We start from the raw sequence: 24,568 nt of genomic DNA, 5'->3' as shown, positions 1-24,568 counted from the left end.
CACACCCTGCCTAGGTCCGTGTCGCACGCTCCCGGATGGCCCGCCACACCCGCTCCGGCCGGAAGGGGAAGTCCAGGTGCCGTACCCCCAGCGGCCCCAGCGCGTCCATCACCGCGTTCGCCACCGCGGCAGGCATCCCGATGGTCCCCGCCTCCCCGAGTCCCTTGACCCCGAGGGGGGTCAGCGGGCTGGGCGTCTCCATGAACTCGGACGTCACCTCCGGAACCTGCTCCGCCCGCGGCAGGGCGTACTCCGCGAGGCTCGCGGTCAAAAGCTGCCCGTCTCCTCCGTACACCACCTCCTCCAGGAGCGCCTGTCCGATCCCCTGCGCGATCCCGCCCCGTACCTGTCCTTCCGCGAGGAGGGGGTTTACGATGCGTCCCGCGTCGTCCACCGCCACCAGCTTCAACAGCCGGACTTCCCCCGTCTCCCGATCCACCTCCACCACGGCCCCATACGCGCCGTAGGGGAACACGAGCCCTGGCAGGGCGAAGTACCCGTACGCGTTGAGCCCCGGCTCCACCTCCCGCGGAAGACGGCCGGGTTGATACGCGGCGGCTGCGATCTCCTGCCAGGAGATCGCCCGGTCGGGAGACCCACGCACCCGCAGCTTCCCCTCTGCCCACTCGAGGTCCGCCTCCGCCGCTTCCAGCAGGTGGGCGGCGATGTGCGCAGCCTTTTCCCGGATCTTCTCCAGCGCCACCACCAGGGCGGACCCCCCGATGGTGGTGGAACGGCTCCCGAAGGTTCCCACCCCCGGGGGGACCATCGCGGAGTCGCCGTACTGGACGGTGATGTCCGCCACGTCCAGGTGCAGGAGTTCCGCCGCGATCTGCGCGAAGGTGGTCTCGTGTCCCTGACCGTGGGCGGTGGACCCCGTGCGCACCACCACCCGGCCGGAGGGGAGCACGGAGACCGAGGCGCTCTCCCACTCCCGGGCTCCCACCCGCTCCACGTACAGCGCCACCCCGATCCCCACAAGCCTCCCTTCCACCCGGGCCCGCTCCCGCAAGGTCCGCCATCCCTCTGCCTCCAGGAGGGCCTGCAGGCGCTGCAGGGCCTGAGGGTAGTTCCCGGAGTCATAGGTGAACCCGAGGGGGGTGCGGTACGGAAAGGCGTCTGGAGGGATGAGGTTACGGAAGCGCAGCTCCACGGGATCCACGCCCATCTCCTGGGCCACGAGGTCCACCATGCGCTCCACGAGGTAGGCGGCCTCGGGACGCCCCGCGCCCCGGTAGGGTCCGGTCGGAACCTTGTTCGTGGCCACCCCCAGCACCGTGACCTCCGCAGCGGGGACGGTGTAGGCACCCGTGAGCAGCAGGGCGGTGGTAACGGGCGGGATGACGGTCGAAGGGTAGAGATAGGCACCCACGTCGGCCCATAGGGTGGCCCGCACCCCAGTGAAGCGCCCGGTCTCATCCACCGCCATCTCCACTTCCGCTTCCAGTCCCCGGCCCTGGTAGGAAGCTTGGAGGTTCTCCCGACGGGTTTCCACCCACTTCACGGGGCGCCCCAACCGCATGGCCAGCCATGCCGCGAGGGCCGCCTCCGGTGGCAGGCTCCCCTTGCTCCCGAAAGCCCCTCCCACGTCCGGCACCACCACCCGGATCCGGTCCTCGGGGAGCCGCAAAATCCGGCTGAGCTGCGCCCGGGGCTGGTGCGGTCCCTGGGCGGAGCACCACAGGGTGAGGGTCTCCGTGCCCGGGTCATAGGAGGCAAGCGCCCCGCGGGGCTCGAGGGGGACCGCGGCCAGGCGGGGGATCCGGAAGCGGCCCCGCACCACCCGTGCGGCTTTCCGGAATGCCGTCTCGACCTCCCCTCCCGCCCGGTGCCACCGGAAGAGCACGTTGTCCGGGACGGATTCGTGAAGCCGTATCTCCCCCCGTAACGCCTCCTGGACCTCCACCAGCGCGGGCAGCGGCTCCACGTCCAGCTCCACCTCCGCCGCGGCGTCGTACGCCGCGGCCCGGCTTTCCGCCACCACCACGGCCACGGGTTCTCCCACGTACCGCACCCGGTCCCGGGCAAGCAGCGGATGCGGGACGGATGCCACCTCTGCTCCTTCCACCGGCGCGGGGGGGACCCCCTGCAGGTCCGGGGGAAGGCCTTCCGCGGTGACCACCTCCACCACCCCAGGGCAGGCCCGGGCCCGCTCCGTCCGGATCGCCCGGAGCACCCCGTGGGCATAGGGGCTCCGGATCACCACCATGTGGAGCGTCCCCGGGAAGACCAGGTCGTCGAGGTAACGGGCCTCCCCCCGGAGGAACCGCCCATCCTCCCGACGCCGCAGGGGTTTCCCGATCCACCGCGTCTCCATCCAACACCTCCACACGGGCTCAGAAGGTGGCAGGCCTGCGAGCTCTGGGATGGGGGCGCCCGAGGCTTCGCTTACCGCGCCTCCACACCGACGGCTTAAGGATTCAGCACGATGAGGCGCAGGTCCGTCATCTCTTCGATGGCGTAGCGGGGGCCTTCCCGTCCGATGCCGCTTCGCCGCACACCCCCATAGGGCATGAGGTCCACCCGGTAGCCGGAGGTGTCGTTGATGATGACCCCGCCCATGCGCAGGGTCCGGGCCGCCCGCATGGCCTTGCGGAGATCGCGGGTGAACACCCCCGCCTGCAGACCGTACTCGGTTCGGTTGGCCTGCTCCAGGGCCTCCTCGAAGCTCGAGCACGCCACCACGGAGGCCACGGGACCGAAGACCTCCTGGCAGACGACCTTCATCTCCGGCCGCACGTCCACCAGGACCGTGGCGGGATACAGCACGCCCTGGCGCGGGCCACCCAGCACCCGCTTCGCGCCGCCCTGGAGAGCCTCCTCCACCCAGGCTTCCACGCGCTGGGCGTCCGCTTCGGAGATCATGGGGCCGATGTCCGTCTCGGGGTCCTCGGGATCTCCCAGCTTCATGGCCCGGGCAGATGCCACGAACTTCTCCAGGAAGGCCTCGTAGACGGGCTCTTCCACGTAGATGCGCTGGACGGAGATGCAGAACTGTCCGGCATAGAGATACGCGAACCGGGCCAACAGCTGCGCCGCCTGATCCAGATCCGCGTCTTCGGCCACGATGTTGGGGGAGTTGTTGCCGAGCTCCAGGATCACGCGACGGAGGCCCGTGGCGGCCTTGATGCGCTCACCCACCTCCGGGCTCCCGGTGAAGGTATAGAGGGCGATCCCGGGATGCCGGAGCAGGGCCTCGCCCACCGTGCGCCCGCTTCCCACCACCACGTTGAGGTACCCGGGGGGGAGCCCGGCCTCTTCCAGGAGCTGCGCGAGCAGGAGGCTCGTGAGGGGCGTATACGTGGCGGGCTTGAGCACCACCGCATTCCCCGCCGCCAGGGCCGGGGCCACCTTGTGGGCCACGAGGTTCAAGGGGAAGTTGAAGGGCGTGATGGCGCACACCACGCCGACGGGGACCCGGAGGGTGAACGCGATCCGGCCCTCGGAACCTGGCGCCGCATCGACGGGCACCTGCTCCCCGTGGATGCGCTTTGCCTCCTCCCCGCTGAGCGAAATGGTCTGGATCGCCCGATCCACCTCCACCCGGGCGTACTTCAGGGGTTTCCCGGCCTCCTGGGCGATGGTGCGGGCGAACTCTTCCTTCCGTGCGCTCAGGAGATCTGCGGCCCGGCGCAGGATCTCGAACCGCCGGTAGGGTGCCAGCGGCCGCTCCTCAACCGCCCGCTGTGCGGCCCGCACCGCCTCCTCCACCAGGGCCTCGTCTGCCTCCGCGACCTCCGCCATCACCTCCTGCCGGTACTTGTGGAGCACCGGCACGTACCGCTCTCCTTCCCGCCACTTCCCGTCCACGTACAGCCCCCACCGGGGCACCGTCCGCGTGGCCATCTCATCACCTCCCTCTCACCCGCCCCATCCGGGCCCCGCGCTAGATCAGGGAGTAGCTCTGTCCCCCATCGATGTTGATGCAGGCGCCGGTAATGAGGGACGCCCGCTCCGAAGCGAGGAACGCCACGAGATCCCCCACGGGCTCCGGCCAACCGAACCGGCCCATGGGGAGGTTACGCGCGATGAACTCCTCCACCACCTCCGGCGGGTTCGTACGGATGAACCGATCCCAGCCCCCGCCCGGGAACAGGATGGACCCCGGCGCCACGGAGTTCACCAGCACGTTGTCCTTCGCCACTTGCCGGGCCAGGCCCTTCGTGAACGCGATGAGGGCGGCCTTCGCGGTCATGTACGCGATGGTCCCCCCGTACTCCCGCCCCCAGATGGAGGCGATGTTGATGACCCGGCCCCAGCGCCGCCTGCGCATCTCGGGAAGGGCAAGCCGGGTGAGCCGGATGGCGCTGAACAGGTTGAGGAGGAGGGCGTCCAGGAAGTCCTGCTCCGTGGTGTCCTCCAGGGACTGCCCTCCCCGCCGCCCTCCGACGTTGTTCACGAGGATGTCCACCTGCCCGTACCGCTCCACCGTCTCCCGGTAGACCCTCTCCGGTCCCTCCGGATGCGTCACGTCCGCCACCACGCCCATGGCCTCCGCTCCCAGGCCGCGGAGCTCCTGCACGGTCCGGTGGAGGTCTTCGGGGTTCCGCGCGCAGATGGCCACCCGGACTCCCTCCCGGGCGAGGGACATGGCCGCGCTGCGCCCCAACCCCCGGCTTCCTCCCGTGACGATGGCAACCCTCCCCTGGATTCCGAGATCCATGCGCTCTCTACCGCAGCAGCGCCAGCGGCTCCTCCACGAACCCCGCCAACGTCTCCAGGAACCGGGCGGCCCGGGCGCCGTCTATCACCCGGTGGTCACAGGAGAGCCCCAAGGTGAGGCCGGGGCGCACCACGGCCCTCCCTTCCTCCGCCACGGCCCACTCCGTGATCCGTCCCACGCTCAGAATGGCCGCCTGCGGCGCGTTGATGATGGCGAAGAACCGATCCACCCCGTACATGCCCAGGTTCGTGAGGGTGAAGGTCCCTCCCTCCACATCCTCCAGACGCAGCTTTCCGGACCTCGCCCGCTCCACGAGCTCCGCCCGACGACGTGCGATCTCCTCTACGGGAAGTCCATCCGCTCCGTGGATCACGGGCACCACGAGCCCCTGCTCCGTGGCCACCGCAAGCCCGACGTTCACCTCCGGGAGTCTCCGGATCCGCCCTTCCTCCCAGCGGGCGTTCACCTCGGGATGCGCCCGGAGGGCCGCCGCAACCAGCTTCACCAGAAGGTCCGTGTACGTGATCTCCGCCTGGATCCTCGTCCGCAAGGCGTCCCGCCAGGCCAGGAGCCGGTCCGCCCGGACGTCCCGCTGGAGGAAGAAATGCGGGACCGTCGTCCATGCGCGGGCGGTCCGGTCCGCCATGAGCTTCCAGATGTGCGGGAGCTCGGCGGGCTCTGCCCGGGCCGCGGCCCGCTCCACATCCGCGGCGAGCACCGCCCCGCCCGGACCCGACCCTTGAACCGACCTCAGGTCCACGCCCATCTCCCGCGCCATCCGGCGCGCCTTGGGAGACGCCCGCGGCCGGGCGGGGGCAATCTCCGCCTCCGGCCCTGGCCCCGGCGCCGCCTCGGGGGCCGCAGTCGTTCCCGCCTCCCGCTCCGCCGCCGCAGCCGAGGCCTCCGGAACCGGGAGGTCGGACGCCTGCTCCCCGGGCAGGAGGATCCAGCCGATCACCTGCCCGACGGGGACCTCCGCGCCTTCGGGCGCCAAGACCCGGGCCAGCACGCCGCTCGCCGGGGCCTCGATCTCCACGTTGGCCTTATCGGTCTCCACCTCCAGGAGGGGGTCGCCCTGACGGACCTCCTGCCCCTCCTCCCGCAGCCACCTCAGGACCTTACCGGTCTCCTGGGCCAACCCCAGGGCGGGCATGATCACCTCTTTCGGCACGTCTCCCTCCGACCTAGGGCCGGACGCCCTCCACCGCCGCGGAGGCCACCACGGCCTCCCGAGGGCTCGTTTCCCGGTTCAGGTGCGACTGCACCTCCCGCCGCAGCGGGAGCGGCCCGTCCACGGTCCAGTACCGGGCTCCCGCCACCAGGAGCTGCTCCGCGGGGAACCGGGTGATGACCTCGCACCCGTCCTTGGTGACCACCAGCTGCTCCTCGATGCGGGCCGCACTCCATCCATCGGAAGCGGGCCAGAAGGTCTCCAGGGCCAAGACCATGCCCTCCTCGATGACCTCCGGCTTCTCGAAGGACACGAGCCGGCTGAAGATGGGCTTCTCCCAGATGGACAGACCGACCCCGTGCCCGTATTGCAGCGCGAAGGCGGCCTCCTCGTTGGCAAACCCGAACTCCTCGGCCCGGGGCCAGACCTTCACCACGTCCGCGGTGGTCACTCCCGGCTTGATGAGGCTGATGGCCGCGTCCAGGTAGTCCCGGCACCGCTTGTAGGCGTCGACCATGGCCGGGGAGGCGCTTCCGACCACGAAGGTGCGGTAGTAGCAGGTGCGGTAGCCGTTGAAGCTGTGCAGGATGTCGAAGTACACGGGGTCTCCGGGCCGCAGGACCCGATCCGTGTACACGTGGGGATGCGGGCTGCACCGCTCTCCACTGATGGCGTTCACCCCTTCCACATGCTCGGAGCCGAGGTCATAGAGGACTTTGGCCACGAGCCCCACGCACTCGTTCTCCCGCACGCCCGGCCGCAGGAACTTGTAGAGCTCCTCGTAGGCGGCATCCACCATCATGCAGGCGGTGGTGAGCAGGGTGATCTCGTCCTGGGTCTTGATCTTCCGGGCCTCCGTCATCACCCACTGGCCGTCCACCACCCGGAGCCCCTCCTCCTGGAGGGCGAAGAGCACCGTGGGTTCCACGACGTCCACGCCCAGGGGTTCCCTGTGGAGCCCCCTCGCCTCGAGCTCCACCCGGATCTTCCGGGCCACGTCCTTCGCCCGCTCCGGGTAGGACCCCCGGAGGGTGGAGATTCCGGCCCGGGATCGCTCCCCCAGCCACGGACAGTACAGCTGGTGGTGCCGGGCCGCGGACCCGAAGTCCCAAAGGATGGGCTCGTCGTCCTGGGGCAGCAGGCAGAACCGCACGAGCTTGTCCATGGCCCAGGTGCCGATGTGGGTGGCGGTGATGTAGCGGATGTTGTTCATGTCGAAGCACAACAGGGCCCCGAGCTCCGACCGCTTCAGGAAGGCCTTGGCGCGCTGGAGGCGCTCCCGGCGCAGCCGCTCGTAGTCCACGCGGACTTCCCAATCCACGCCCATGAGGCCATACGTCTTAATGCCCATCTCCTCACCTCCTCCCAGCGTCCTCCCTCACGCTCGCCCACAGAGTTCCCGTGCCACCGCGGCCACCTGTTCGGGGGTCGGTACGGTCTGGTCCTCCAGGACCGGCGAGAAGGGGACCGGCACGTCCATGGCCCCCAGGCGGCGCACGGGCGCCTCGAGATCGTAAAAAGCTTCCTCCGCGATCACCGCGGCGATCTCCGCGGTCACCCCGTACCCTCGGTATCCCTCGTCGATCACGATCACACGGCCGGTTTTCCGGGCACTGGCCACCAGGGTCTCCACGTCCAGGGGGAGGGTGGTGCGGGGGTCCACCACCTCCGCCTCAATCCCCTCCTGCTCCAGGATCCGGGCCGCGTCCAGGGCCACGTAGACCATGCTGCTGGTGGCCACCAGGGTCACGTGGCGCCCCGGCCGCTTGATGTCCGCTACCCCGAAGGGGATGGTGTACTCCTCCTCCGGGACCGGTCCCTTCACCTGGTACATCATCTTGTCCTCGAAGAAGAGCACGGGGTTGTCGTCCCGGATGGCGGTCTTCAACAGCCCCTTCGCGTCGTAGGGGGTAGCGGGCAGGGCCACCTTGAGTCCGGGGATGTGGCTGAACCAGGCGTGCAGGCTCTGGCTGTGCTGGGCCGCGGACCGGCGGGTCGCCCCCAAGGTGGTCCGGACCACCAGGGGCACCTTGAGCTTGCCGCCGGACATGTAGTGGATCTTGGCCGCCTGGTTCACGATCTGATCCATGGCCAGGGTGAGGAAATCGCCGAACATGATGTCCACCACGGGCCGCATCCCCGTCATGGCCGCGCCCACCGCGATCCCGGTGAAGCCCGCCTCCGAGATGGGGGTGTCGATCACCCGTTCCCGGCCGAACTCGTCCACAAGCCCCGTGAGCACCTTGAAGGGGTGGCCGGCTTCCGCCACGTCCTCGCCCAGGAGGAACACCCGGGGATCCCGGCGCATCTCCTCCGCCAGGGCCTCCCGGATGGCCTGGGCCATGGTGATCTCCCGCACGCCCGCGGGTGCGCCGGATCCGACGGAGAGACTAGGCGTAGACATGCTGGCTCACCTCCCGGGGATCCGGATAAGGAGCCTCCAGGGCGTAGGCCACCCCGGCCAGGATCTCCTCCTGGACCGCCCGATGGATGCGCTCGAACTCCGCCTCCTCCGCGAGCCCCGCCTGCACCATCCAGTCCCGCAGGATGCGCAGGGGATCCCGCTCCCGCTTCCACCACTCCTCCTCCTCCTTGCTCCGGTAGTAGGAGCGGTCCACGTCGCCCACGTGGTGGCCATAGAATCGGTAGGTGTTGCACAGCAAGAACGAGGGTCCTTCCCCGCGCCGGGCCCTGGCCACGGCCCGACGGGCCGCGGCCAGCACCAGCCGCACGTCCTGTCCGTCCACCTCCTCCGCGGGGATCCCGAAGGCCCGGGGCCGTGCCAGGATCTCTCCCGCCGTGGTCTCCCGGTAGTGGGTGTACTCGTTGTACAGGTTGTTCTCGCACACGTAGATCACCGGGAGCTTCCACAGGGAGGCCATGTTCATGGCCTCGTACAGGATCCCCTGACCCAGGGCCCCTTCCCCGAAGAAGCACACCGCCACCTGATCCGTCCCCCGCATCTTCGCGGACAGCGCCGCCCCTGCGGCGATCCCCGTGCTCCCGCCCACGATGGCGTTGGCGCCGAGATTCCCGGAGTCCGGGTCCGCGATGTGCATGGAGCCCCCCTTGCCCCGGCAGTAGCCCTCCGCCTTGCCCAGGAGCTCGCAGAACATCCGGTCCACCCGGGCCCCCTTGGCGAGGCAGTGGCCGTGTCCCCGGTGGGTGCTGGTGATGTAGTCGTCCCGCCGCAGGGCCTGGCACACGCCCACCGCCACCGCCTCCTCCCCGCTGTACAGGTGGGTGAGTCCCGGCATCTTCCGGGTGATGTACAGCTCGTTCGCCTGCTCCTCAAAGGCCCGGATCTTCGCCATGAGCTCGTACATGTGGAGCCACTGCTCCCTCGGCACATCCCGCACTTCCGGAGGGAGCTCCGGGCCCACGGACGTCACAGGCCGCTGCATCTCCTCCTCACCTCCTATTCCAGTCCCGGCATCCGCCCGCTCAGGCGGGACAGGACCTCGAACAGGACCGCGAAGTCGTACCGGTCCAGCCCCATGCCCCGGGCGGCGGTGAGGTACTCGTTGGTCACCGCCGTGGTGGGGAGGGGAACGTTGAGCTCCCGGCCCGCCTCCAGGGCGAGCAGCAGATCCTTCTGCATCATGTTCACGTCAAACCAGGCCTCCTCCGGCATCCGGAGGACGAAGGGACCCCGGTACTTGAGCATGGGAGAGGCCGCCACGCTGTTGAGCAGCACCTGCACCGCGGTCTCCCGGGGGATCCCCCCTTTCTCCGCCATCAGCACCCCCTCGCTGAAGGCCAGCATCTGGACCGCGAGGCTGAGGTTCGTGGCGATCTTCATGAGCACCGCCTGCCCGTTCCCGCCCACATGGGTGACCACGGGCCCGATGTCCTGGAGGATGGGGAGCACCCGCTGGAAGGTTTCCACCTCTCCTCCCACCATGATGGAGAGCCGCCCCTCTTCGAGGGTCGTCACGCTCCCGGACACCGGGGCATCCAGCATCCGGGCGCCCCGCGCGGCGACCTCCGCGGCCAGGGCCCGGCTCTCCGCGGGGCTCACGGTGCTCATGTCCACGTACACCTTTCCCGGGCCGAGCCCGGCCAGGATGCCGTCCGGGCCGCGGGTGACCGCCCGGAGGGCCTCCGTGTCCCGGACCATGGTGAAGATCACGTCCGCGGCCTCCGCCACCGCCCGGGGAGAGTCCGCCCACTCCATGCCCAGGTCCACCAGCCACTGCGCTTTGGACCGCGTGCGGTTGTAGCCCACCACGGGGCGGCCTGCCTCCAGGAGCCGCTTCACCATCCGGCCGCCCATCACGCCGAGCCCGACGAATCCGATCTTTTCCACCGCCGTCCTCCCGCCCGTCTTCCCCTCGCTCCCGCTATCCCACCCCGAGGTAGGCGTCCTGGACCCGCGGATCCCGCCGCAGCGCCTCCTGGGTGCCCTCCGTCACGATGCGACCCCGATCCATCACCACCCCCCGATGGGCCACCGCCAGGGCCCACACCGCGTTCTGCTCCACCAGGAGGATGGACAGACCCAGGGTGCGGGCCTCCTGCACGAATCGGAAGACCGCCTCCACCATAACGGGAGCCAGGCCCAAGGACGGCTCGTCCATCAGCAACAGCTTCGGCATCCCCATCAGCGCGCGCCCGATGGCCAGCATCTGCTGCTCCCCGCCGCTCAGGCTTCCGGCCCGCTGTCCCAGACGCTCCCGAAGCCTGGGGAAGAGGTGGAGGACCTGTTCGAGGGTCTCGGGAGCGCGCTGCCGGGCGCGGGGATGGAACGCGCCCAGCTCCAGATTTTCCTTCACCGTCAGGTCCGCGAAGACCCGCCGGCCCTCCGGCACCAGCCCGATCCCCCGCGCGCAGATCTGTTCGGGAGGTAAGCCCACGAGGGACTCTCCCTGGAACCGCACCTCCCCCTGCCGGATGCCCACCCAGCCTGCAATGCTCTTCACCAGCGTGCTCTTGCCCGCGCCGTTGGGGCCCAGGACCGCCACCACCTCACCCTCGTGGACCGTGAGGGTGATCCCCTCCAGGGCCCTCGCCTCTCCGTAGCGGACTTCCAGGTTCTGGATCTCAAGCATGCGCGGGAGACCCCCCCAGGTAAGCCTGACGCACGCGGGCATCCTGAAGCACCTGCTCGGGCAACCCCTCGGCCAGGACCCGACCCTCGTGCAGCACCACGATTCGGTCCGCCAGCGCGCGGATGGCCTTGATGTTGTGCTCCACCACCAGGAGCGCCACGCCCATGTCGCGGATCCTCCGCAGCGCTTCCATCACCCGTTCCGCCTCCGCCACCGTGAGCCCCGCCAGCACCTCGTCTGCCAGGATGGCCCGGGGCCGGCTTGCGAGGACCCTCGCCAGTTCCAACAGACGCCGCTCCTGCAGGGTGAGGGCGCTCACCGCCTCCTCCGCCACCGCCTCCAGGCCCAGCATCCTGAGCCACTGCCGGGCCGCCTTCCGAGCCGATTCGGGTGTGCGCTCCCGGGCGTTCCGCCCGAACAGGTCCCCCATGGCCACGTTGTCCTGCGCGTTGAGCTGCCAGAAGGGCCGCGGGTGCTGGTACGTCCTGGCCAGGCCCAGCCGGGCGCGGCGGTGGGGCGGCAACCGTGTGATGTTGACCCCACCGAACCAGATCTTCCCCCCGTCCACCGGGTAGTACCCGGTGGCGACGTTGATCAGGGTGGACTTGCCGGAGCCGTTCGGGCCGATCAGGCCCACGATCTCCCCCTCCCGGACCTGCAGGGACACGCCCTGAAGCGCCCGGACCCCTCCGAAGCTCTTCCACACCTCCCGGAGATCCAACAGCACATCAGCCACGGGCGGCCTCCACCTCCCGGGCCTTGCTCCTGTGCCAGGGCCCGAGGGCAAAGCGGTGCGTCCGAAGCACCAGGAAGACCACGGCCACGGCAATCCCGATGGCGAGGGCATCCAGGAAAGCGAGGCGGGCCACCAGCGCGACCCCCAGACCGCTCAGTCCCACGAGTCCCGCGGCCATTCCCCGCTGGCGCAGGTGGCTGGAAATGCCTTCCGGGAGGGCGGCTACCACCACCATGAGGAGCAGGCCCATCAGGACCTCGCTGAGGCTGCTCAGGCCGGGCCCGCTGAGCCGGTCGTTGAGGGCGTGGATCACCCCTGCCCCCACCAAGGGTCCCAGCCAGTGACGGCGCCCCCCCAGCACGCACATCATGATCACCAGGAGCGGCACGCGCAGGGAGAACACCGCATCCGCGGTGACATACCGGATCTGCAGGGCGTGCAACCCACCGCTCAGGCCCGCCAGGGCTCCGCTCAACGCGAGCGCGCCCATCTTGTACGCGAAGGTGGGCACCCCCAGGCCCTCCGCCACGCGCTCGTCGTCGTGGATGGCCCGCAGGCCCCACCCGTGCCGGTTTCGGTACGTCCACCACCCCATCGCCACGGCCACCAGCCCCACCCCGAGCCCCGCGTAGTACAGGAACTCCACGTCCGAGAGACCGAAGGGGTAACTGAGCTTGGGCAGCGGGATCCCTCGCCCCCCATCCAGGTAGCTGACGTTGTTCGCGAGGCTGTGCATGGCCAGCGCCACGGCCAGGGTGACCAGGGCGAAAACCGGCCCGCGGATCTGGCGCAGGCGGAAGGTCACCACCCCGATGGCGGAGGCGATGAGGGCGCTGACCGCGGCACCCGCCAGGATCGCGAGCCCGTAGGGCACTCCGTGCCGGTCGATGAGCACCGCGGCGCCGTACACCCCCGCGCCATAGAAGGCGCCTTGTCCGAAGCTGAAATATCCCGCATAGCCCGAGATCAGGTTCCAGCTAGTGGCCTGGGCCACCCAGAAGAAGTAGAAGTAGAGGAACACCAGGTAGTAGGCAGGCAGGCCCAGCGCCCGCACCACGGTCGGCACCAGGAGCAAGCCGACCAGAACGCCCGCGATCGCTCCCCAGATCCGCAACTCGCTCATCCCTCCCGGCGTCCCAACACGCTGGGGAAGAGGCCTTCCGGACGCACGAGGAGCCCGATCACCAGGGCCGCAGCACCCACCAGACGCGCCACCGCGGTCGCCCCCAGTCCCTGCGCCAGGGCCTCCGCCACCCCGATCACGATCCCTCCGAACACGAGACCCGCGGGGTTCCCGATGCCGCCCAGGATCACGGCCGCGAACAGAAGGCCGACCCACTGCTCCGCCGCGTTGGGGAAGAGGGCGTAGTTCATGGCCACAAGCACCCCTCCGATCCCGCCGGTCGCGCCTCCCAGGGCCGCGATCAGGAGCCGGAGCCGTTCCACGTCGGCCCCGCAGGAACGCACCATCTCCTCGTCGGACACCGCCGCCCGGAGGGCCTTCCCCGCATAGCTCCGCCGCAGCCACAGGCCCACCGCCCCCGCCACGATCAGTGAGAGGGAGAACGAAACCACCTGCGTGAACGGGAGGGCCAGGGGACCCAGGGTCGCCGCTCCCATGGCGTAGGGGTTCTGGGCGGTGGGGATCCGCCGGTAATCCGCCGTCCACACCAGCTTGGAGAGTCCTTCAAAAACCACGAGCGCGCCGAACGTGAACACCAGGGAGCGGGCCTCATCCAGCCGCAGCCGACGGAGTACCCACCGCCAGCCCATCCCCACCAGGGCCCCGGCAGGGGCCACGAGGAGGAGCACGAGCCGGAGATCCACGCCGCGGGTGGCGAGCTCGTACGCCACATACCCGAACCCGAAGACCACCGCGAAGTGGGTGAAGTCGATGGTCTCGAAGAAGCCCCAGGCCAGGGTCAGACCGAGGGCGAGGAGCGCGTAGAACGTCCCCATGAGGACCCCGGAAGCCACCGCCTGCCCGAGCTCTACCATGGGGAGCGTCCAGCCTCTGGGAGTCTCACCGCAGCCGTCGGCCCTCCGCCGCCAGCTGCCTCGGCCACACCGCCCACCACCGGCCGTCCTGGATCTGCATCACCGCCTGGATGTCGTCCCCGTAGTTCTGCTGCTGCGGGTCGAACTTCAGATATCCCTGCACCGTAGGCACCGGCTTGGAGAGCAGGACTTCCGCGATCCGCGCGTGATCCAGGCAACGGCATTCCTGGACGCCGAAGGTCAGGACCTGCCAGGCAGACCAGGAAGCGGCGGACTGCACGTCCGGCTCCGAGTAAGCCAGGCCCGTGGCCTTCGCCCACGCCCGGTAACGGTTCACGAAGTCCCGGGCGCCCGGGTTCGAGAGGTACGGCTCATGGGGGACGAAGATGGTCACGCTGGTGGCCCGGTCCGTCAGGGGCAGGGCGGTGAGCATGGCCCCGGGGGAGGGCCACTGGTAGAAGTGGTGCCGGGGCCGCCATCCGAGCTGCGCCAGGGCCTGGAGGAGATTGACCCCATCCAGAGCCAGGCCCGCCACGTAGAGCAGATCAGGGTTCGCCCGGCGCACCTGCTGGGCCACGGGGATCCAGTCCGTGGTCCCGAGATCGAACTGGACATCCAGTACCACCCGCAGGCCCTTCTGCTGCGCGATCCGCACCGCACCCCCTGTGTTGGCCCGGCCGTACGCGAGGAACTGGGTACCGGGGAACTTGTTGACCACGAACCCCACCGTCCGCGGCCGCTGTCCCGGCGGCAGGGAGAGGTAGGCGTCGAACACCTTGGAGGGCGTGGTGATGTGGGTGTTCAACCCCACGTACCACGTGGGGAAGTGCCGCCGGTATGTGTACGCGTAGGTCAAGCTGGCGGTGTGGTGGGGGAACACGTACCCGTACTTCTCCGCCACCCGCATGGCGGCCGTGATGGCCGCGGTCCCGTAAGGTCCGATGATCAGGTCCACCTTGTCCTCCGTGATGAGCCGCTCGTACAGGGCCGCGGCCTTGTCGGGCTGGGACTCGTCGTCCAGGAGCACCCACTCGAGAGGCCGTCCCAGGAGCCCCCCCTTCTCGTTCATCATCTGGACGAAGGCCCGCCCCGCTGCCTCGTGGACCTTCCCCTGCGCGGCGAAGACCCCCGTAAGGGGCAGGGTTCCGCCCACCCGGATGGGGCGCGGCTGCGCAGGGAGCCGGGCCTGGACGAGGAGCAGGGCAAGAAGAGCCACCAGAAGCACCACACGTCCTGTCTTCATCGGTCGTGCACCCCCCTTCGAGTGTGGTTACGGCGTTCGCATCGCGGAGGAACCCCGAGCGGGTTCCGCCCCCAGCAGCCGTGCCAGGTATTCCCAGTCCCGGTTGAACCGGTAGGAGTGCTGGCGCGGGGGCTGAGGGGCCTGCGTCTCCAGCCACCGGACCTTTCCGGAGGAACGGTTGTAGAAGGCATGGACGGTTCCCACGCCGGTCCAGAAGAAGTCCCCGGCCCGGAGCCGATATGTCTGGCCATCCGCCACCGCATCCACCTCCCCCTCCAGGATCAGGTACGCCTCCTCCAGGGGATGGTCGTGCGGGTGGGCGACACCGCCGGGCTCGTACTCCACCATGAACATGGTGAGCAGGTTCGCACCCTGCTGGGCGTCCACGAGCATCTTGATGCCGATGCCGCTGTAGACCAGCAGCGCCGTCACCATGCTCGGGGAGACCGTGGGGGCGTCCACGGCGCTGCCCCGCCGCGCGCTGTCGAGGTCCATCTGGGCCTTCTCGAAGTGGAAGAAGCGGGAGTGCCGGGGATCCCGGACGTCCACCCGCCGCGCGGGCCCGGCCGCAATGGGTTCCCGGAGGAAGAACACGTCCGGGGGGTCGTTCTTGCCATCCCGCGGCCGGGGTGAGACCATCTCCACCCACGTGCAGGGGCGATCCCCCGGGTTACGCCAGCTGTGCGGCGCACCCACGGGGATCAACCCTCCCTCGTTGGCCCCCAGGAGGACCGTCTCCCCCTGCACGGTGAGTTCCACCTCGCCCTCGAGGACGAACACCGCCTCCTCGTAGGACTGCACGTGGGGGGCGATGTGCCCGCCTCCTTCCAGCATACAGACGGAGAAACCCATGTGCACCGATCCCGTCGTGCCGTCCACCAGGGACTGCCGCCGAAAGCCCTCGCTGTGGGCGGCGAACCGCTCCGGCACCCGCATGACTTCCCGGTCTACCCGTGCGACCCGATGCATCCCTTCCTCCCTCCTTAGCCCCCTCTACCGGACTTGCTCCGCCTATCCGAACACCCATCCACCGTCCACGTAGAGCTCGACCCCGTTCACCGCGGGATTCTCCAGCAAAAAGGCCACCGCGTGCACCACATCCGCCATCCGCACGAGCCTTCCCGTAGGCGTCCGGGCCTGCACGCGCTCCAGCATGGCGGTGTTCCCCGCCCAGTACGGGCTGTCCGCCACGATCCCCGGGTGGATGGCGTTCACGCGGACGGGGGCCAACTCGATGGCCAGGGTCCGCACCAGCCCCGAGACTCCGGCGTTCACCGTGGTGACCGTGGTGGATCCCGGGTAGGGCCGCTCCTTCGCCAGGCCCCCGAAGATGACGATGGCGCTGTGGGGCGTCAGGCGGGAGTGCAGCGCGTGGACCACCGCGGTGTAGCCCACCAGCTTCAGGGTCACGAGGTTCATGGCGCTCGGGATGTTGTACTCCCGCACCGTGTTCTGATCCCGGGTGATGGCGGCCAGCACCAGGCCATCCACCGTCCCGATGCCCGACAGCCGGGAAGGCACCTCCTCCGGGCGGGTCAGGTCAAGCCCGATGCCCTGAACCGTGGGCCCGATCTCCCGGGCCACCGTCGCGGCCCGGTCCGGATCCCGTCCGGAGATCACCACGGAACGCCCCTGCCCCGCATAGTGGCGCGCGATCTCGAGCCCGATGCCCCGGGTCCCCCCGATGATCACCACCGCACCTTCCTGTGCCATCCCGATCCCTCCTCGATAGACTCCTGTGCCACCGACGCCGAACCCGTTCCAGGCCACCTCAGATTTCAGGCAACCGGAATCCGGACTTGGACACCACGTAGTCCCGGGACTGCTCCGCGAGCCGCCGCACCCGGTTCAGGTCCACCCCCACGAGCTGACCGTTCCGCTTGAGGATCCGACCCGCCACCATCACCGTGTCCACGTTGCTGGTGTCCATCCCCCACACCACCGCGCCGATGGGGTCGTTGACGGGGAAGATGTTGGGACGATCCGTACGCAGCAGGATGATGTCCGCCTCCTTCCCGGGCGTGAGGGTCCCGATCTTGTGGTCCAACCCGTTGGCGCGCGCACCCTCGATGGTGGCCCACTCCAACACGTCCCGGGTGGTCGCAAGCGGCGGTGCGTCCTCCTTCCCCGCCAGTCGCTGCTCGAACACCAGCATGTGCTGCAGGGAAATGGCAGATCGCATCTGCGTGAACATGTCGTTGGGGACGTTGGTCTCCACGTCCACGCTCAGGCTGGGACGCAGGCCCAGATCCAGGAAACGCTGGATCGGGGGCATCCCGTGTCCCATCATCATCTCCACGGGGCAGGCCAAGGAGACGGTGGCCCCCGAGTCCACGATCAGCTTGATCTCCTCGTCGCTCAGGGTGCAGCAGTGGATAAAGGTGGTATCCGGCCCATACAGACCCGTCCGGCCCACCTCCCCGACCTTGCCGTGCCGTCCGAAGGTGCCCACGCCCACGTGGGTCGTGATGCGCGCGTCCAGCTCCCGGGCGAGCGTCCAGTCCGCCCGGCATCCCTCCAGGGAATCGAACTCCGGCCCGAAGATGGCCAGGCCGAAGGTCAGGAGCTGGTCCTTGGAGGAGAAGTACTGCTGCGCGGCCCGTCGGATCCAGGCCGGGTGCTCGGGCTTGGGCGGCTCGAACCACGGCCGGCCGTACGCGAACACCGCGCGGATCCCGGCTTCCTGCAGGGCCCGGACGGCCGCATCCGTGTGCTCCGGGGTCGTCTGGATGTGGGACCAGTCCAGGACCGTGGTGATCCCCGCGTCGATGCACCCGAGCGCGCTCACCAGGTTCGCGATGTACACATCCTCGGGCCGGTAGGCGGGCGCGAGCTGGTTCAGCACGAAGGCGAGGTAGCTCCTCTCCCCCTCCAGCGGCACGTCCGTCCCGATGTTCCGCAGGATCCCCTCCCAGCAGTGGCGATGCGTGTCCACGAAGCCCGGCATCACGATCATCCCGGAGGCATCGATGACCTCCGCGTCCCCTGCGGTGAGGTTCGGACCCACGGCCGCGATCCGGGAGTCCTCCACGAGCACGTCCGCCTGCCGGAAGTTCCCCAGCGTCCGGTCCAGGGTCAGCACGCACCCGTTCTTGATCAGCGTTCGCTTCGCCATCCCCTTTCCCCCCTTATCCGGAGTGGTATCCCGTGCGTTGACATTTGACACGGCCCCGCAAGATCCCTGCGGGGAAACCCCCCGATCCCCGGGAGACGGGTCTCATCTCAACCCCCGGTCTCCCCTGGACCATCCCCGCCCTTCCCCTGGAGGACCCGCCGGATGTCCGTGTACACCCGACCCAGGTGCTCCTGCATCCGCTTCCGGGCCGCTTCCGGGTCCTGCGTCCGGATGGCCGCCAGGATCTCCCGATGCTGGGCGATGGAGGCTTCCGGACTTCCCGGAATGTGATAGACGGACTGAAGGGCCCGGTGCAGGGGATCCCGGATGGCCCGCATCACGTGCACCGCCACCCGGTTGCAGGTGGCCTGGGCCACGGTGAGGTGGAAGCGGAGGTCCGCGGCGATGTACCGCTCCGGTTCGCCCGCTCCGAGGCCCGCCCGCATCTGCTCGATGGCCTCCGCCATGATCTCGAGGTGCTCGGGGCTCCGGCGCTGAGCGGCCAGGGCCGCGAACTCTGCCTCCAGGATCCTGCGCAGCTCGTAGAGTTCCAGGAGATCGAAGGCCTCCAAGGTGAGGAGGAACTTCAACGAGTCCGCGAGGGCGTTCTCGTACTCCGCGACCACGAAGGTGCCGTGTCCCGCAGGACAGATCACCCCCTTGGACTCCAGCAGGCGCAGGGCCTCCCGCACGGAGGAGCGGCCGACTCCGAACCGCCGCTTGAGTTCCTGCTCCGTCGGGATCAGGTCTCCCGGCTTGAGCCGCCGGGTCCGGATCTGGTGGAGGAGCCGGTCCGCCAGCAGTTGGTAGACCTTGGGGCGCTCCAGGGGCTCGTCCATGGTCCCTTCACCCGTCCTCATCCGCTCGGATCCACCAACACCTTCCCCGCCGCCTCCCGGCGCGCGAGCGCGAGGAGGCCCGCGGGCACCACCTCACCAAGCGGGATCACGCGGTCCACAACCCGTGCCGCGAGGTCCGTCGAGGCGAGCACCTGCAGGGCCTCCGGCAGGTCCCGATCGCACACGTGGGCCACCGTGGTGATCAGGTTAATCTCCCGTAGGACCATCTCCCGGATCGGCACCTGTGGGGCCCGGTGGGGCAATCCCACCTGCAGGACGGTCCCGCCGCGTCGGACCAGTTCTGCCGCTTGCTCCAGCACGCCTTCCGCTCCTGAACTCTCCACCACCACATCCGCACCTTCCCCCCCGGTCACCTCCTGCACCCCCCTGCGGACCTCATCCCGCCCGATCTGCAGCCGGTGTGAAGCACCCACCCGCTCGGCCAGCTCGAGCCGGGAGGAGTCCACATCTACCGCCACGATGCCTTCCCCGCCCCATGCCCGGGCGACTCCGATCAGGAGGGACCCGATGCCGCCCGTTCCGATCACCACAAGGCGCATCCCGGGGGCCCACCCGCTCCGGCGGAGGGCGTGCACCGCCACCGCGGTGGGCTGGGCGATGGCAGCCGCCTCGTCGGAGCACGCGGGAGGGACCTCCCGACACGTCCGGGCGGGCACGCGCACGAACTCCGCGAGCCCCCCGTGCGTCTGAAGCCCCAGGGTGTAGTACCGCGCGCACAGATTCGTCCGGCCCAGTCGGCACCACGAGCAGAGGCCGCACCACACCCCGGCCCCGCACGCCACCCGCTGGCCCACCCGAAACGTCCCCGCGTCCGGCCCGCAGGCCACCACCTCGCCCATGAACTCGTGCCCCAATACGGTGGGGCCCTGATGACCCGTGACGGGATCCGGCTCGTGCACGGGGATCATGAGCGGGCCGTGCAGGTACTCCGAGACGTCGGTCCCGCACAGGGAAGCCCGACGGACCCGGAGGAGCACCTCTCCGGGCCCGGGGTCTTCGGGTTCCGGGACCGAGGTGACCCGCACGTCCTGGTTCCCGTAGTACACCGCCGCCCGCATCACACCCGCAACCGACGTCCGCGGAAGGGCCGCAAGAGTCCCATGAGGCCATCCGGCGCGTACAGGGCGATGAGGATGAGGGCTCCACCGAACACCACCCGGTTGAACTCCGCGGGAATCCGTGCCCCGAACACTCCCAGGTGCACCACGCCCACCCGCAGCAGCTCTGCCACCAGCATGACGAGAGGGACACCCAGGAGCGGGCCCTGCCAGGTTCCCGCCCCTCCAACCATGGCCATGAGGACCACGTCCACGGAGATGTCCAGGCTGAAGACCCCCGTGGGCTCGATGTACCCGATCCGCTGGGTGTACAGGCCTCCCGCGAGACCCGCCCAGAAGGCCCCCAGCAGCAGGGCCGCCACCTTCACCCACGTGGTGCGCACCCCCAGAACCGTGGCGGCCACCTCATCCTCCCGCACGGCCACGAGGGCGGCCCCGAACCGGGAGGACTGGATCCGCGCCGCCATCCCGGTCACCGCCAGGGCGAGGGCCAGATAGGTGAAATAGAAGAACTGCTCCACCGCCCGCCGGTCCCACGACAGCGGGGAGACGTAGATCCCCATGGCGCCCCGGGTCCAGGGCACGTTGTACGCCAGCACCTGCACGAGGAATCCGAGGATCATGGTGAGCACCGCGAAGTACGGGCCCCGTACCCGGAGGCTCGGGATCCCCACGGCGGCCGCCCAGAGCACCGCCACGAGTCCGCCCAAGGGGGCCGTGAGGAGGGGGGAGGCGCCCCAGCCGTGGGCCAGGATGCCCGTGGTGTAGGCCCCGACCCCGAAGAAGACCGCCATGGCCAGGTTCAGGTAACCGGCATAGCCGCCCAGGAGGTTCCAGGCCTGGGTGAGGGCGAGGAACAGGAAGACGTTGGTCAGGGTGCTGAGGAGTCCCAGGCCCTCCCACCACAGTCCGATCCCCACGGCCAACCCCAAGAGCGCGGCCGCGCCCACGACGGACCCACGGCCGAGTCGGGCGGGCTCCGCCGTCCAGGTCTCCGTCCAGACAGAGGACCGCATGGCGCTAGAGGATCCGCTCCTGGACACCCTGTAACCCTCGCCCGCGGAAGATCAGGGTAAGGGCCAGGAACGCGTAAAGCACCGCGTACACGTACTGGAAGGGGAGCAGCACCCCGGCCAGGGCCTCCAACTGCCCCACGAGAAGTCCCGCGAGGAGGGTGCTCCGCACGTCTCCCAACCCGCCCACCACCACCACGAGGAAGGCCCAAGCCAGCCAGCGCAGATGTTCTTGAGGCGCGAACGGGAACATCAGGGCCAGGGCCACCCCTCCCATGGCGGCCGTGGCCGTCCCCGCTCCCACCACCACCATGGAGACCCGCGCCACGTCCACACCGAGCACGGTGGCGGCGTCCGGGTTCTGCCCGACCGCACGCACCACCTTCCCCAGCAGGGTGCGGCGAAGAAGGAGATCCAGGCCCACGATCATTCCCAGGGCGAGGCCTGCGGCCAGCACGCGCCCCAACGCCACCCGGAACCCTCCCACGGAAAGCACCGCCTGCGCCGTCTGCCACGGGAGGACCCGGGTGTCCGTGGTCCACACCAGGATGGAGCCGTTCTCCAGCACAAGCAGGAGACCGAACAGGACCAGCAGGCCCATGGCCTCCGAGGTAGACGCGGTACGCCGGAGCAGCAACCGGTGCACCGCCGCCCCGGCCCCGAAGAACACGGGGGCCGCGGCCACAGCGGCGAGTACCGGCGAAATCCCCCACCACCGCAGCATCTCGAGGGCGAAGAAAGACCCCAGCATGACGAAGGCGCTGTGGGCCATGTTCACGATCCCCAGCACGCCCAGGGTGAGGCTGAGCCCCACGGAGACCAGGGCGTACACCAGGCCCAGGAGCACACCGTTGACCACCGCCTCCACCAACAGGGCCGGCGTCATCTCCTCCTCACACCCGCAGCCAGTCCCGGACCACCGCGTGCATCCGCTGCTGGAACTCCTCCCTCGTCCCCTCCAGTTGATTGCGGCCAAAGGCCAGGGTGTAGACGTGGTCCGCGAGGGAGACCGCGGCCCGGACGTTCTGATCCACGAGCAGCACCGTCCGCCCCTCGCGGCGCAATCGGGCCACCTCCTCGTAGATCTCCTGCGCGGCCACCGGCGCCAGACCCGCCGTGGGCTCGTCCAGGAGGATCAGCCAGGGATCCGCGACCATCATCCGGGCGATCTCCACCAGGCGCTGCTGTCCGCCGCTGAGGATTCCGGCCGGCCGGTCCCACCAGGCTTTCAGGGCGGGGTACCGCTCGTACACCCGGTCCAGGGCGGCCCGCCGGGCGGGGCGCGGGAGGGCCCAGGTCCCCACCTCCAGGTTCTCCTGCACCGTGAGGCCGGGGAACACGCTCCGGCCCTGGGGGAGATACCCCATGCCAAGGTCCACCCGCCGGTGTGCGGGCACCCAGCTTACCTCCCTCCCGTCCACCCACACGGTCCCCCGCCGGGGTCGGAGAAGGCCGTACACCACCCGCAGCACCGTGGACTTCCCGGAGCCGTTGGGGCCCAGAAGGGCCGTGAGCTGGCCCGGACGGGCCACTAGACGCACCCCCTGGAGGACGGTCTGCTCCGGGTAGTACCCCGCCTCCACGTCCACCACGCGGACCTCAGGAGACCTTCCCGACACGCCCACCTCCCAGGTAGGCCTCCACCACGGCCTCGTTGCGGGCCACCTCCTCCGGGGGGCCGTCCGCGATCACCCGTCCCTGGTTGAGGCAGAGGACGCGCTGGCTCAAGGACAAGAGCACCGGGATCTCGTGGCTCACCACCACGAAGGCCACTCCCTCCCTCCGGAGGGACTCCACCCGCTCCTTCATGATCTCGATGGCGTCCGGATGCACGCCCGCGAAGGGCTCGTCCATGAGCACCACCCGGGGCCCGGTCATGAGGGCGCGCACGAACTCCAACAGCCGCTGCTGCCCTCCGGAGAGCTGACTTGCGGGGACGTGCGCGTATGCGGACAGCCCCACGGAGCTGAGGAGTTCCATGGCCCGGGTCCGGGCCTCCTGCATCCGCGTGGGACGGTGGAGGAGGGGCACCAACATGTTCTGCAGGACGGTCAGGCTCCGGAAGACCCTCGTGTTCTGGAAGGTCCGCATGACCCCCAGGTCCGCGAGCCGCTGCGGCGGACCTCCCTCCACCCGGTGTCCCGCGAGCCAGACCTCCCCCGCCTCCGGCGGGTAAACGCCGTTCAGCAGGTTCAGCAGGGTCGTCTTCCCCGAGCCGTTGGGGCCGATGATCCCCAGTATGATCCCCGCCTCCAGCTCGAAGGACACCCCGTCCACGGCCACGATGCCGCCAAAGCGCTTCACGAGGTTCCGCACACTCAGTACCGGACGGCTCACGGCATGGGGATTATGGGCTTCGCGGTGGCCCGGTTCGGCGGCCAGACCACCTCGTTCCGGCCCCGGAGGAACTGCAGGATCACCTGATTGTAACTCGGGATCCCATCCTTGTCGTACTGGATGAGGCCGTTGGCCGTGGCGAACTTCCGGCCCACCACGTACGCCCGCAACTTCGCCTGATCCAGGGTCCCCGTAGCCTTTACGGCCTGCTCCATGACCTGGAGGATGGTGAGGGCCACGGTGGCGTAGGAGGGAAGCTCCGGATACCCCATCCGCTGGAGCAACGCGTGGAGGGTGTTGACCTCCTTGTAGCGGTCCGTGTGCCAGGCGATGGTGGTGCCCATGATCCCCTCCGCGGCCGGCCCGAGATCCCGCCAGTACGGGAGCATCGTCACCGGGGATCCGCACTGGCAGTAGATGGCGGGCTTGAATCCCAGTTCGTGGGCGGTACGGGCGAGCAGGGCCGCCGGGTTGGGGAGGGCCAGGGCGAAGAAGAGGTCCACGTTCGCCGCCTTGGCCCGCTGGATGAGCCCGCGCACGTCCGTCACCGTGGGGGCGAACTCCTCGTTCAGCACCACGGGGATGTTGCGCTGCCGGGCAAACCCCAGTACCCCGCCGTACCCCTGATACCCGTTCTTCACCACCAGGGTAAAGGGGTTCTGCTCCGTGACCACCCCGATCCGCCGGGGCCTCTGCTGGGGCGGGAGGCTGTCCACCAGCTCGAAGATCCCCCGCGGGTAGTCCGGCTCCTGGTACGCGTACGCGCCCACCATCCACCGGGACTTCTTGAAGAGCTCGATGCCCACGAATCCCCCGTTCCACAGGACCTTCCCCGCGGATTCCACGATGGGGATGATGGATCCCCCCACGAGGGTGGTGTACGGCGCGAGGACGAGGTCCACGTTGTCCTCCTTCAGCAGCCGCTGGTAGAGGGCCTGGGCCACCGCGGGCTTGCCTTCGTCGTCGTACAGCACGAGCCGCACGGGGCGGCCGAGAAGCCCGCCTTCCCGGTTCACCCGGCTCACCCAGTACTCATACACCGCCTTGTACACCGCGGAGGGACCGGAGAAAGGGCCGGTGAGCCCCAGGGTCCCGCCCACCAGGATGGGGCGCGCGGACGGAGCGCCGGAACCCACCCGAGCCGAGCCGACCACGAAGAGGAGCACGAAAACCCCAATCCCCCACCCCACGCGCTCTCGGACCCTGAGGATCCCACCGCCACCCCGCAGCCGCCTCATCCCACTCACCTCCTGACCATACAGTCAGACTGTCAGACAGCCTTCGATCCGCCTGGGCTCTTTTCCTTCCGAACATAGGTTCGCG

Annotated in this window: 23 protein-coding genes; all 23 read right to left on the bottom strand. The window is 69.5% G+C overall.

What is annotated here, in order from left to right:
- Window positions 1-10: 10 nt before the first annotated feature.
- Entirely contained in the window at window positions 11-2,317 is a 2,307-nt protein-coding gene (locus QN206_10140) for a xanthine dehydrogenase family protein molybdopterin-binding subunit (protein MDR7615167.1), read from the bottom strand.
- Between the two features lie 95 nt (window positions 2,318-2,412).
- Window positions 2,413-3,846 carry an aldehyde dehydrogenase family protein gene (locus QN206_10135; GenBank protein ID MDR7615166.1) on the bottom strand — a complete coding sequence of 478 codons (1,434 nt, stop codon included), beginning with the start codon at window positions 3,844-3,846 and terminating at the stop codon, window positions 2,413-2,415.
- A 40-nt stretch (window positions 3,847-3,886) separates the two neighbouring features.
- Window positions 3,887-4,663: an SDR family oxidoreductase gene (locus QN206_10130; GenBank protein MDR7615165.1), complete on the bottom strand. Its 777-nt coding sequence runs from the start codon at window positions 4,661-4,663 to the stop codon at window positions 3,887-3,889.
- Between the two features lie 7 nt (window positions 4,664-4,670).
- Window positions 4,671-5,834 (bottom strand): dihydrolipoamide acetyltransferase family protein, encoded by a 1,164-nt coding sequence (locus QN206_10125; GenBank protein MDR7615164.1) that lies wholly within the window; start codon window positions 5,832-5,834, stop codon window positions 4,671-4,673.
- A 13-nt stretch (window positions 5,835-5,847) separates the two neighbouring features.
- Window positions 5,848-7,185, bottom strand: coding sequence for a Xaa-Pro peptidase family protein (locus QN206_10120; GenBank protein MDR7615163.1), 1,338 nt, complete (start codon window positions 7,183-7,185; stop codon window positions 5,848-5,850).
- A 27-nt stretch (window positions 7,186-7,212) separates the two neighbouring features.
- Window positions 7,213-8,193, bottom strand: a complete 981-nt coding sequence (locus QN206_10115) for an alpha-ketoacid dehydrogenase subunit beta (protein ID MDR7615162.1) — start codon at window positions 8,191-8,193, stop codon at window positions 7,213-7,215.
- Window positions 8,194-8,224: 31 nt separating this feature from the next.
- A complete protein-coding gene (locus QN206_10110) occupies window positions 8,225-9,160 on the bottom strand; it encodes a thiamine pyrophosphate-dependent dehydrogenase E1 component subunit alpha (protein MDR7615161.1) in 936 nt (311 codons plus the stop codon).
- A 92-nt stretch (window positions 9,161-9,252) separates the two neighbouring features.
- Window positions 9,253-10,143: an NAD(P)-dependent oxidoreductase gene (locus QN206_10105; protein MDR7615160.1), complete on the bottom strand. Its 891-nt coding sequence runs from the start codon at window positions 10,141-10,143 to the stop codon at window positions 9,253-9,255.
- Window positions 10,144-10,177: 34 nt separating this feature from the next.
- Window positions 10,178-10,885 (bottom strand): ABC transporter ATP-binding protein, encoded by a 708-nt coding sequence (locus tag QN206_10100; GenBank protein ID MDR7615159.1) that lies wholly within the window; start codon window positions 10,883-10,885, stop codon window positions 10,178-10,180.
- Window positions 10,878-11,621: an ABC transporter ATP-binding protein gene (locus QN206_10095; GenBank protein MDR7615158.1), complete on the bottom strand. Its 744-nt coding sequence runs from the start codon at window positions 11,619-11,621 to the stop codon at window positions 10,878-10,880. The genes QN206_10100 and QN206_10095 overlap by 8 nt, the downstream gene beginning before the upstream one ends.
- The gene (locus QN206_10090; protein MDR7615157.1) at window positions 11,614-12,744 is read right to left on the bottom strand and encodes a branched-chain amino acid ABC transporter permease; all 1,131 of its coding nucleotides are present in this window, start codon (window positions 12,742-12,744) and stop codon (window positions 11,614-11,616) included. The genes QN206_10095 and QN206_10090 overlap by 8 nt, the downstream gene beginning before the upstream one ends.
- Window positions 12,741-13,619 (bottom strand): branched-chain amino acid ABC transporter permease, encoded by an 879-nt coding sequence (locus tag QN206_10085; GenBank protein ID MDR7615156.1) that lies wholly within the window; start codon window positions 13,617-13,619, stop codon window positions 12,741-12,743. The genes QN206_10090 and QN206_10085 overlap by 4 nt, the downstream gene beginning before the upstream one ends.
- A gap of 25 nt (window positions 13,620-13,644) precedes the next feature.
- Complete coding sequence (locus tag QN206_10080; protein ID MDR7615155.1) at window positions 13,645-14,862, bottom strand: amino acid ABC transporter substrate-binding protein; 1,218 nt, start codon at window positions 14,860-14,862, stop codon at window positions 13,645-13,647.
- A 27-nt stretch (window positions 14,863-14,889) separates the two neighbouring features.
- Window positions 14,890-15,831: a cupin domain-containing protein gene (locus QN206_10075; protein ID MDR7615154.1), complete on the bottom strand. Its 942-nt coding sequence runs from the start codon at window positions 15,829-15,831 to the stop codon at window positions 14,890-14,892.
- A 42-nt stretch (window positions 15,832-15,873) separates the two neighbouring features.
- Window positions 15,874-16,575 carry an SDR family oxidoreductase gene (locus QN206_10070; protein MDR7615153.1) on the bottom strand — a complete coding sequence of 234 codons (702 nt, stop codon included), beginning with the start codon at window positions 16,573-16,575 and terminating at the stop codon, window positions 15,874-15,876.
- A gap of 58 nt (window positions 16,576-16,633) precedes the next feature.
- Window positions 16,634-17,977, bottom strand: coding sequence for an amidohydrolase family protein (locus QN206_10065; GenBank protein ID MDR7615152.1), 1,344 nt, complete (start codon window positions 17,975-17,977; stop codon window positions 16,634-16,636).
- A gap of 107 nt (window positions 17,978-18,084) precedes the next feature.
- On the bottom strand, window positions 18,085-18,837 hold the full coding sequence (locus QN206_10060) for a FadR/GntR family transcriptional regulator (GenBank protein ID MDR7615151.1): 753 nt from the start codon (window positions 18,835-18,837) through the stop codon (window positions 18,085-18,087).
- On the bottom strand, window positions 18,834-19,895 hold the full coding sequence (locus QN206_10055; GenBank protein MDR7615150.1) for an alcohol dehydrogenase catalytic domain-containing protein: 1,062 nt from the start codon (window positions 19,893-19,895) through the stop codon (window positions 18,834-18,836). Before QN206_10055 ends, QN206_10060 begins: the two co-directional genes overlap by 4 nt.
- Complete coding sequence (locus tag QN206_10050) at window positions 19,895-20,911, bottom strand: branched-chain amino acid ABC transporter permease (GenBank protein ID MDR7615149.1); 1,017 nt, start codon at window positions 20,909-20,911, stop codon at window positions 19,895-19,897. The genes QN206_10055 and QN206_10050 overlap by 1 nt, the downstream gene beginning before the upstream one ends.
- 4 nt (window positions 20,912-20,915) lie before the next feature.
- Window positions 20,916-21,794, bottom strand: coding sequence for a branched-chain amino acid ABC transporter permease (locus QN206_10045; GenBank protein MDR7615148.1), 879 nt, complete (start codon window positions 21,792-21,794; stop codon window positions 20,916-20,918).
- A 7-nt stretch (window positions 21,795-21,801) separates the two neighbouring features.
- Window positions 21,802-22,527, bottom strand: a complete 726-nt coding sequence (locus QN206_10040; protein ID MDR7615147.1) for an ABC transporter ATP-binding protein — start codon at window positions 22,525-22,527, stop codon at window positions 21,802-21,804.
- Window positions 22,508-23,245 (bottom strand): ABC transporter ATP-binding protein, encoded by a 738-nt coding sequence (locus tag QN206_10035; protein ID MDR7615146.1) that lies wholly within the window; start codon window positions 23,243-23,245, stop codon window positions 22,508-22,510. Before QN206_10035 ends, QN206_10040 begins: the two co-directional genes overlap by 20 nt.
- Window positions 23,242-24,483, bottom strand: a complete 1,242-nt coding sequence (locus QN206_10030; protein MDR7615145.1) for an amino acid ABC transporter substrate-binding protein — start codon at window positions 24,481-24,483, stop codon at window positions 23,242-23,244. The genes QN206_10035 and QN206_10030 overlap by 4 nt, the downstream gene beginning before the upstream one ends.
- Window positions 24,484-24,568: the final 85 nt, after the last annotated feature.

The sequence above is a fragment of the Armatimonadota bacterium genome, from assembly GCA_031460175.1.
GTDB classification, from domain to species: Bacteria; Sysuimicrobiota; Sysuimicrobiia; order Sysuimicrobiales; family Sysuimicrobiaceae; genus Sysuimicrobium; species Sysuimicrobium tengchongense.
The sequence above is the reverse complement of the archived record's forward strand: the minus strand, read 5'-3'. Positions and strand labels throughout refer to the sequence as shown.

What these genes read in the sequence shown, in the direction of transcription:
- QN206_10030 (MDR7615145.1), bottom strand. Translation starts at nt 24,483, where the DNA reads ATGAGGCGGCTGCGGGGTGGCGGTGGGATCCTCAGGGTCCGAGAGCGC.
- QN206_10130 (MDR7615165.1), bottom strand. Translation starts at nt 4,663, where the DNA reads ATGGATCTCGGAATCCAGGGGAGGGTTGCCATCGTCACGGGAGGAAGC.
- QN206_10135 (MDR7615166.1), bottom strand. Translation starts at nt 3,846, where the DNA reads ATGGCCACGCGGACGGTGCCCCGGTGGGGGCTGTACGTGGACGGGAAG.
- QN206_10070 (MDR7615153.1), bottom strand. Translation starts at nt 16,575, where the DNA reads ATGGCACAGGAAGGTGCGGTGGTGATCATCGGGGGGACCCGGGGCATC.
- QN206_10045 (MDR7615148.1), bottom strand. Translation starts at nt 21,794, where the DNA reads ATGACGCCGGCCCTGTTGGTGGAGGCGGTGGTCAACGGTGTGCTCCTG.
- QN206_10050 (MDR7615149.1), bottom strand. Translation starts at nt 20,911, where the DNA reads ATGCGGTCCTCTGTCTGGACGGAGACCTGGACGGCGGAGCCCGCCCGA.
- QN206_10100 (MDR7615159.1), bottom strand. Translation starts at nt 10,885, where the DNA reads ATGCTTGAGATCCAGAACCTGGAAGTCCGCTACGGAGAGGCGAGGGCC.
- QN206_10055 (MDR7615150.1), bottom strand. Translation starts at nt 19,895, where the DNA reads ATGCGGGCGGCGGTGTACTACGGGAACCAGGACGTGCGGGTCACCTCG.
- QN206_10085 (MDR7615156.1), bottom strand. Translation starts at nt 13,619, where the DNA reads ATGGTAGAGCTCGGGCAGGCGGTGGCTTCCGGGGTCCTCATGGGGACG.
- QN206_10060 (MDR7615151.1), bottom strand. Translation starts at nt 18,837, where the DNA reads ATGAGGACGGGTGAAGGGACCATGGACGAGCCCCTGGAGCGCCCCAAG.
- QN206_10080 (MDR7615155.1), bottom strand. Translation starts at nt 14,862, where the DNA reads ATGAAGACAGGACGTGTGGTGCTTCTGGTGGCTCTTCTTGCCCTGCTC.
- QN206_10065 (MDR7615152.1), bottom strand. Translation starts at nt 17,977, where the DNA reads ATGGCGAAGCGAACGCTGATCAAGAACGGGTGCGTGCTGACCCTGGAC.
- QN206_10140 (MDR7615167.1), bottom strand. Translation starts at nt 2,317, where the DNA reads ATGGAGACGCGGTGGATCGGGAAACCCCTGCGGCGTCGGGAGGATGGG.
- QN206_10075 (MDR7615154.1), bottom strand. Translation starts at nt 15,831, where the DNA reads ATGCATCGGGTCGCACGGGTAGACCGGGAAGTCATGCGGGTGCCGGAG.
- QN206_10110 (MDR7615161.1), bottom strand. Translation starts at nt 9,160, where the DNA reads ATGTACGAGCTCATGGCGAAGATCCGGGCCTTTGAGGAGCAGGCGAAC.
- QN206_10090 (MDR7615157.1), bottom strand. Translation starts at nt 12,744, where the DNA reads ATGAGCGAGTTGCGGATCTGGGGAGCGATCGCGGGCGTTCTGGTCGGC.
- QN206_10120 (MDR7615163.1), bottom strand. Translation starts at nt 7,185, where the DNA reads ATGGGCATTAAGACGTATGGCCTCATGGGCGTGGATTGGGAAGTCCGC.